1 protein-coding gene is annotated in these 1,482 nt (G+C 44.6%); it reads right to left on the reverse strand.

Annotated elements, in window-relative coordinates; translation table 11 throughout:
* Nucleotides 1-910 (reverse strand): reverse transcriptase domain-containing protein (locus F6K46_RS39680; protein WP_293118192.1); only part of this gene is annotated, 910 nt, incomplete at its 3' end.
* Between the last annotated feature and the right edge of the window lie 572 nt (nucleotides 911-1,482).

Genomic DNA, 1,482 nt, shown 5'->3' on the forward strand with positions numbered 1-1,482 from the left:
AGCCCAGGAAGTCAAATCCGTCTGTCGTTTTGGTTAGCTTGGTCTTTTCAACGCTTATTTCCATCCCGCGTCCTGCCAAGAATACTTTGATTTTTGACAGTATTTTTTCAGCTTTGTCTTTTGGTTTTAGGAATATTATCATATCATCCGCATAACGGACTGATGGGTGTATTCCTTCTATTCCATCAAGTGCAATGTTTGCTAATAGTGGGCTTACTACTCCTCCCTGTGGCGTACCTTGCTCTGGGAACTCTGGATTTATTCCTGCTTTTAAGCATCGGAATATTCCTGTTTTTAGTCCTTGTGGAGCAATTATACGTTTCATTATGGATTGGTGTGATATCCTGTCAAAGCATTTCTTTATATCTAGTTCGATTACTCTTTTATCGATACCCTTCTTATTTGAACTTAAGTTCTCATATATGTATGTTTGGGCATCGTGTGCGCTACGACCAGTCCTAAACCCGTAACTCCGAGCGTGAAAGGTCGCTTCATGTGCTGGTTCTAGAGCAAATTTGGCCAGACATTGCCATGCTCTGTCAGATATCGTGGGGACTTTCAGCATTCTAGTGCTCCCATTTTTCTTGGGTATGGGTATTTCCCTTAACCCTTGGTGCGTCCAGTTCTCCGCACGGTCGCCTAGCTTTTCAAGTACCCCAAACCTTTCCTTGTAGGTTAGAGCTATTTTGCCGTCTATTCCGGCGGTTTTCTTACCCTGATTTAGTTGGGTCACTTGACGGATGGCCAATAACTGTGCTGAACGGGATTTCAAAATCAGTTTTTGTAGAGACCTTGCTTTCCGTAGGTCGCCCGCTTGAACCGCTTTATATACTCGTCTCTGTAGGCGGAAAAGGTTGCGGCGGAGATGTTTCCACTTTTGTCCTCTCCAAAGTTCACTATGTTTTGTCATGTGTCTAACTATGCTCTTCATTGATTTGTATATTCTGAATACCCGACCCCAGTTTTGGAGTCATCCTACCCGATGGGAGGGATTAAGTTTGGCATAACTTACCGGGGATTCGACCTTTCCCCAGACCTCTAATTGCCATCGTTTTTACTCGTTCCATCCATTCGATTGTTCTGACGATTTAGGGCATTCCACTTTGCCTACCCTCTTCTCGGAGATTACAGCTATCCTAAACGAAATGCTGTGAGAATATGAGGATGAAGACCATATGTTTTTGACAGATTATGGCTTGTCTTTAAGACACTTTTCTAGGAATTATTTACCCGTGTCGTCTCTCCTTTAGCGCCAGTGTGAGACATCTGTCTTTCTCTCTGATTGCGCCCTGCTGCCAGCTTCACTCTGGTAGGTTGCCTCCTCCTCGGTGTGGCCAGATAGGAAGTCACTTGTCTCTTCAAGGACAGGACTTTCACCTGTATCAAATGGACAGTTAGGATTTTGAGGAGTTAGTTCCTCGCGAATCCCCCAGTCCATACCCCTTTACTTTCTAAAGGCTCCTGACTGGAACGAGCCGCACA

This window comes from Moorena sp. SIO3E8, from assembly GCF_010692445.1.
GTDB classification, from domain to species: domain Bacteria; phylum Cyanobacteriota; class Cyanobacteriia; order Cyanobacteriales; family Coleofasciculaceae; genus Moorena; species Moorena bouillonii.